A 6,089-nucleotide genomic window follows, 5' to 3' on the forward strand; every position below is an offset into this window, starting at 1 on the left:
ATGACTGCAACCATGGACAAGCCCGTCAAGGAACCCACGTTCCAGGGCGTCAGCGCCAGGCGCAAGGCGTCCAACCTGGCGGCGACGATTCTCGTCAGCCTCTCGGTGCTGGTCGCTCTCGTACCCCTGATCTGGGTGCTCTACACGGTGATCTCCCGCGGTCTCTCTGCCGTGGTCTCACCCACCTGGTGGCAGAACTCGCAGGCCGGCGTCACCCAGTTCATCGCAGGCGGCGGCGCGTATCACGCCATCGTCGGAACTCTCCTGCAAGGACTGTTCTGCGCCGTCATCTCCATCCCGATCGGCATCTTCGTCGCCATCTACCTCGTCGAATACGGCGTCGGTACTCGGCTGGCCCGAGTGACGACGTTCATGGTCGACATCCTCACCGGTGTGCCGTCCATCGTCGCGGCCCTGTTCATCTACGCGCTCTGGATCGCCACCTTCGGCTTCCAGCGCTCCGGTGTGGCCGTCGCATTCGCTCTGGTGCTGCTGATGATCCCGGTGATCGTGCGCTCGGCGGAGGAAATGCTGCGCATCGTTCCGCAGGACCTGCGCGAGGCGTCCTACGCACTCGGTGTGCCGAAGTGGAAGACCATCGCGAAGATCGTCATCCCCACCGCGCTGTCCGGAATCGTCACCGGAATCATGTTGGCCCTGGCCCGCGTGATGGGCGAGACGGCACCGGTGCTGATCCTGGTGGGATCTGCCACCGCCATCAACTTCAACATCTTCGAAGGGCCGCAGACGTCTCTGCCGCTCATGATGGTCGACCTGCAGAAGGCAGGAACCGGCGTGCTCACCGCTGAGCGCATGTGGGGAGCAGCCCTGACGCTGATCCTGATCGTCGCAATACTCAACATCGGCGCGAAGTTGGTCTCGAAGTTCTTCTCCCCCAAGAACTTCTGACCCACCCGACTCCAGCGAACCGTAAGGAACGAAGAACATGGCAAAGCGTCTCGATCTCAAAGACGTCAACATCTATTACGGCAAGTTCCACGCCGTCTCCGACGTCACCCTGGCCGTACCGCCGCGCAGCGTCACCGCGTTCATCGGACCGTCGGGCTGCGGTAAGTCGACCGTCCTGCGTTCGCTCAACCGCATGCACGAGGTAACCCCCGGTGCCCGCGTCGAGGGCTCGGTGCTGCTCGACGGCGAGGACATCTACGGCAACGGCGTCGATCCCGTGGGTGTGCGCCGCACCATCGGCATGGTCTTCCAGCGCCCCAACCCGTTCCCGACGATGTCCATCAAGGACAACGTCGTGGCCGGCCTCAAGCTGCAGGGCGGCCGCGGCAAGAAGGAACTCGACGAGATCGCCGAGCGCTCACTCAAGGGTGCCAACCTCTGGAACGAGGTCAAGGACCGCCTCGACAAGCCCGGTGGCGGCCTCTCCGGTGGTCAGCAGCAGCGTCTGTGCATCGCTCGTGCCATCGCCGTTTCGCCCGACGTGCTGCTGATGGACGAGCCGTGCTCGGCTCTGGACCCCATCTCCACTCTCGCCATCGAGGACCTGATCCAGGAACTCAAGCAGGACTTCACGATTGTCATCGTCACGCACAACATGCAGCAGGCTGCGCGCGTGAGCGATCAGACCGGCTTCTTCAACCTCGAGGCGACCGGTAAGCCGGGCAAGCTCATCGAGATCGACGACACCGAGAAGATCTTCTCGAACCCGACGCAGAAGGCCACCGAGGACTACATCTCCGGCCGCTTCGGATAGCCACATACCGCGAAGAGAACCCCCGGCGAGCGAAAGCTCGACGGGGGTTCTTCTCGTTCTGCGCCTGCCCTGATACGGACATCGAGTAGCGCTGCCGGGCAGCGCTACTCGACGTGAGCGGTACTACGAGGTGGGAATGTTGTTCTGGTGCAGGTCGACCGGAAGCTGGCCGGTGACGAGGAAGATCACTCGGCGGCCGACCTCGACAGCATGATCGGCGAAGCGTTCGTAGAAGCGACCCAGCAGGGTCACGTCCACCGCAGCGGCGACGCCATGGCTCCACTCACGGTCCATCAGAACGGTGAAGAGGTGACGGTGCAGATCGTCCATCGCCTCGTCTTCCTCCTGCAACTTCGCAGCGCGCTCGGGGTCGCGTGTCTCGAGGACCTCGCGTGCGGACGCGCCGATCTGAACGGCGAGGCGTCCCATCTCGGCGAAGTACCCGTTGACGACCTCGGGGAGGGCATGGTTCGGGTGCCTGCGGCGGGTGATCTTCGCGACGTGCAGGGCGAGTGCGCCCATCCGGTCGATGTCGGCGACGATCTGAATGCCGGCCACCACCGAACGAAGATCGCCTGCGACCGGCGCTTGCAGGGCGAGGAGCGTGAAAGCCTTCTCCTCGCACACCGCGCTGAGCTCGGTGATCTTGTCGTGCTCGGAAATGACCTGCTCGGCGAGCACCAGGTCTGCTTGGAGGAGTGACTGAGTGGCCTTCTCCATGGCCGTACCAGCCAGGCTCGCCATCTCTCCGAGGAGATCGGCAAGCTCGTTCATCTGTTCGTTGTAGGCGACGCGCATGAGCGAAGTTTAGTAGGTCACACTGACCTGTTCCCTGTCCCGAGGGTTAACGGAGCATGAATGAACTCAGGCACACGTGTCGTCGGCGGCATTGGTGAACGAAAGATCTTCCGGGAGCGGCGCACTCTCGGTTGTGCCCTCCACCTGTGTGGCATCGATTGCGGTGCCGAACGCCGTCGGGGATTGCGTGTATCCGGGGTAATTGGAGCCGAGCACCACCTCGACGACGTTGTTCAGGCTCGGAGCCAGCTCGATGGCTGCGCCGGGGATCGCCGATGCGACGGTCGCTGCGGCCGCTTCCTGGTCCTGGGAGTAGCGCACCACGGTCTGAGCGGCGGAGCCCGAGAAGTTGCCGACCGTCAGGATCTGGAATCCGTAGGTCGCGAGCTCGTCGGATGCTGTTTGGGCCATCCCGGCGATATCGGACGCGTTGGATACCTGGATCGACACCGTGCCCGGTTCGACGGCCAGTAGCGGGGCGTCGGGGGCGGCGGGGGGAGCCGAGGATTCGGGGGTCACCGGCTCTGCGCGTTCCTCGCCGGGCAGCGGATCGTCGTCGATGATCGCCTGGAAGATTGCGCCGATCGCCTCGTCGTTGGGGATCTCGTTGCCGTAGTCGTTGGTGCCGGTGGTGGGGATGGTGAGGAAGGTGACCGCGCCGGCGTCCACGTTCTGCAGCGACCGGCCCAGCGTCACGAGGTCCTGGGTCTTGACGTTCTCCACGAACGTGTCCGAGGTGAACGCGTTGACGAATCCGTTCAGCTTGCCCGGGTCGAGCAGCACCTTGTTCGAGAGCGCGGACCTGAGCAAGGACGACAGGAAGCGTTGTTGCCGCTTGATGCGGCCGTAGTCGCCGTTGCCCTCGGACTCGACGTTGCGGGCCCGAACGTAGTTCAGCGCGGTGCGCCCGTCGATGCGTTGCGTACCGGGGTTGGGCAGCACGTCTCCGAGCTCGTAGTCGATCAACGGTTGCGCGGTGCAGACCTCGACGCCGCCGACCTCGTCGACCATGGACTCGAACCCGGCGAAATCCATTCCCACGAAGTGCCCGATGCGGAGACCGGAAATCTTCTGGATCGTCTTGACCAGGCATTTGGGGCCGCCGAGGGCGTAGGTGGCGTTGAGCTTGTCGCCGTACGCCTCGGGGAACATCTCACCGGTGTAGGTATTGGTGTCGTTGTCGAACTGCTCGCACTCGGGGCGCGTCACATCGAGATCTCGCGGGAAAGACACGGCGACGACGCGACTGCGATCGGCCGGAATGTTGACGAGCATGACCGTGTCCGAACGAGCTCCCTCGGCGTCGGCGACGGTTCCGGCACCCACCTCGCCGCTGGCCCCGGTGCGGGTGTCGGTACCGACGATCAGGTAGGTCTCGTCGCCGTACTGGCCTGCGGCGTCGACGACGTCCGTCGAGTCGGGATCGAGCGCAGCGACCTGAAGAAATCCTTGGTCGGTGTTGCGGAGATATCCCCACACCACTCCGGTCAGTGCCACCGAGAGAATCGCGATGAGAGACACCAGACTCCGGCCGACCATCCGCAGTCGCCTGCGTCGTCGCACCCGGCTCATCGCCAACCGCGTCAGTGCCGGGCGGTCCGAGGCGGGCGCGCCCACCGGTTCCGGTACCGCATGCGGCGGCGTCGGTGGTACTGCCCGGGAGGGTGGGGGTGTGGAATCGGTGATCGGGGCGATGATCTCGGTGGGTTCTTCGGTCTCGGGCCGTTCGGTGGGTACCCGACGACTCGATCCCGACCGCGACATCTTGTCCACCAACTCGGCCACCGAGACGGTGTCGGCATTACGCGGCGATCGTTTACCGAGCCTGCCGCTGTCGCCCGGCTGCGGTGGTGAATCCTGGTCCGGTGTGGACGGGCGTTCGGAGCGGGGCCGATGCTCTCCGTTTTGTCTGATTGAGGAAAGCGGGCGCTCCCATGGGGCGCGACCCTCGGGCACAGACGGGCCCGACTCTCGATCGTCTCCCACGAATTCGAACCTGGCCTTCCATCACACGCACGCGTTGCCTACTCGGCAATCCAAGCCATAGTACTGACTCGAGCGGCATGGTCCACTTCGTGCGAGGTGAGGGCCGGTCAGCTGGGGATCAGCCGCCCGAGTGCATCAGGTCGGCACCGGCCGGGACGCAGATGTCCTCCGGATCGTCGAGCCAGCCGTCGGGCAGAGAAACCGCGCCCGGAGAGCCCTGTCGTCCGCGGGGCCCCTCTGCGTCCTTGGGAAACGGAACGGTCGGATCGAGTTGCGCCAGAAGATCGTCCAGCTCGCCGAGTGTGGACACCAGCGCCATCGAGACTCGGAGGTCCGATCCCGCCGGGAAGCCGCGGAGGTACCAGGAGACGTGCTTGCGCAGCTCGCGCAGGCCCTTCTTCTCGCCGTGGTGCTCGGCGAGCAACTCGGCATGCCGGGCGATGATCGTGGCCACCTCGCCGAGCGTGGGTGGAACGGGCTCGGGTCGACCGTTCAGGCGGGCGCTGAGTTCGGCGAACAGCCACGGCCTGCCCAAGCAACCTCGCCCGACGACGACGCCGTCGCAGCCGGTCTCGGTCATCATCCGGACCGCGTCGGAGGCGGAGAAGATGTCGCCGTTGCCCAGCACCGGGATACCTGTGACGTGTTCCTTGAGTCGAGCGATCTCGTTCCAGTCCGCGGTACCGGAGTAGCGCTGCGACGCGGTTCGCGCGTGCAACGCCACCGCGGCGGCACCCTCGTCGGCGGCGATTCGGCCTGCGTCGAGGTGCGTGTGGTGGTTCTCGTCGATGCCGACGCGGAACTTGACGGTGACCGGAATGTCGGTGCCCTCGGTCGCCTTGACGGCCGCGGCGACGATGCGACCGAACAGGTTGCGTTTGTACGGCAGAGCGGCGCCGCCGCCCTTGCGAGTGACCTTCGGAACCGGGCAGCCGAAGTTCATGTCGATGTGGTCGGCCAGATTGTCGTCGACGATCATTTTCGCCGCGGCGTACGTGGTGTCCGGATCGACGGTGTAGAGCTGCAGCGACCGCGGAGTTTCGGTGGGGCCGAAGGTCGTCATGTGCATCGTGGCGGGCTGTCTTTCGACCAGCGCGCGGGCGGTCACCATCTCGCAGACGTACAGGCCCGACGTGCTACCTGCCCGCTCGAGTTCCTGTTCCCGGCACAGCGTCCGGAAAGCCACGTTGGTGACGCCTGCCATCGGTGCCAGGACGACGGGGCTGCGCAACTCCAGTGAGCCGATCTGCAATGTCATGGAAGAGCCTTTGGAACGGAGGGAGAACTTTCAGGAGAAAAAAGGGGTGCCCGGCACCGAAATCGGTACCGGGCACACCAGTCGAGCGAAACTTACGATGCGCGTGCTTCGGCCTTGGCGCGTTCGCGGGCGAGGGAGCGGTCTCGCATTTCCTCGAACTTGGTGGCCTGGCGTTCGAGGTCTTCGAGGAACGCGGCGAGTTCTTCGCGCTTGTTCTCTCCGCGGGCGGTGAAGTCGTTGCGCTCGAAGACGTTCCACTTGCGCAGCACCGGCCAGACGACGTCTTCGAGGTGCTGACGCAGGTCGTAGATGCCGTGCTTGGCC

At 64.9% G+C, this 6,089-nt stretch carries 6 protein-coding genes; 2 read left to right on the forward strand and 4 right to left on the reverse strand.

Annotated features, from left to right (window positions below; translation table 11 throughout):
- Together pstA and pstB are read left to right on the forward strand one after the other, a co-directional pair.
- The gene (pstA, locus tag ACQR3T_RS28295; protein ID WP_032376396.1) at window positions 1-909 is read left to right on the forward strand and encodes a phosphate ABC transporter permease PstA; all 909 of its coding nucleotides are present in this window, start codon (window positions 1-3) and stop codon (window positions 907-909) included.
- Window positions 910-946: 37 nt separating this feature from the next.
- A complete protein-coding gene (gene pstB, locus ACQR3T_RS28300; RefSeq protein WP_032376397.1) occupies window positions 947-1,723 on the forward strand; it encodes a phosphate ABC transporter ATP-binding protein PstB in 777 nt (258 codons plus the stop codon).
- A 123-nt stretch (window positions 1,724-1,846) separates the two neighbouring features.
- Here the strand turns inward: pstB and phoU are convergent, their stop codons facing one another.
- The 4 genes from phoU to ACQR3T_RS28320 form a co-directional block, all read right to left on the reverse strand.
- Window positions 1,847-2,521 carry a phosphate signaling complex protein PhoU gene (phoU, locus tag ACQR3T_RS28305; protein ID WP_032376398.1) on the reverse strand — a complete coding sequence of 225 codons (675 nt, stop codon included), beginning with the start codon at window positions 2,519-2,521 and terminating at the stop codon, window positions 1,847-1,849.
- A 66-nt stretch (window positions 2,522-2,587) separates the two neighbouring features.
- On the reverse strand, window positions 2,588-4,507 hold the full coding sequence (locus ACQR3T_RS28310) for an LCP family protein (protein ID WP_428695763.1): 1,920 nt from the start codon (window positions 4,505-4,507) through the stop codon (window positions 2,588-2,590).
- Between the two features lie 118 nt (window positions 4,508-4,625).
- Entirely contained in the window at window positions 4,626-5,765 is a 1,140-nt protein-coding gene (gene dusB, locus ACQR3T_RS28315; RefSeq protein ID WP_032376400.1) for a tRNA dihydrouridine synthase DusB, read from the reverse strand.
- Window positions 5,766-5,857: 92 nt separating this feature from the next.
- The coding region (locus tag ACQR3T_RS28320; RefSeq protein WP_428693934.1) for an acyl-ACP desaturase at window positions 5,858-6,089 on the reverse strand (232 nt) is incomplete at its 5' end.

Source organism: Rhodococcus sp. IEGM1428, assembly GCF_050321865.1.
In the GTDB taxonomy this organism is placed as follows: domain Bacteria; phylum Actinomycetota; class Actinomycetes; order Mycobacteriales; family Mycobacteriaceae; genus Rhodococcoides.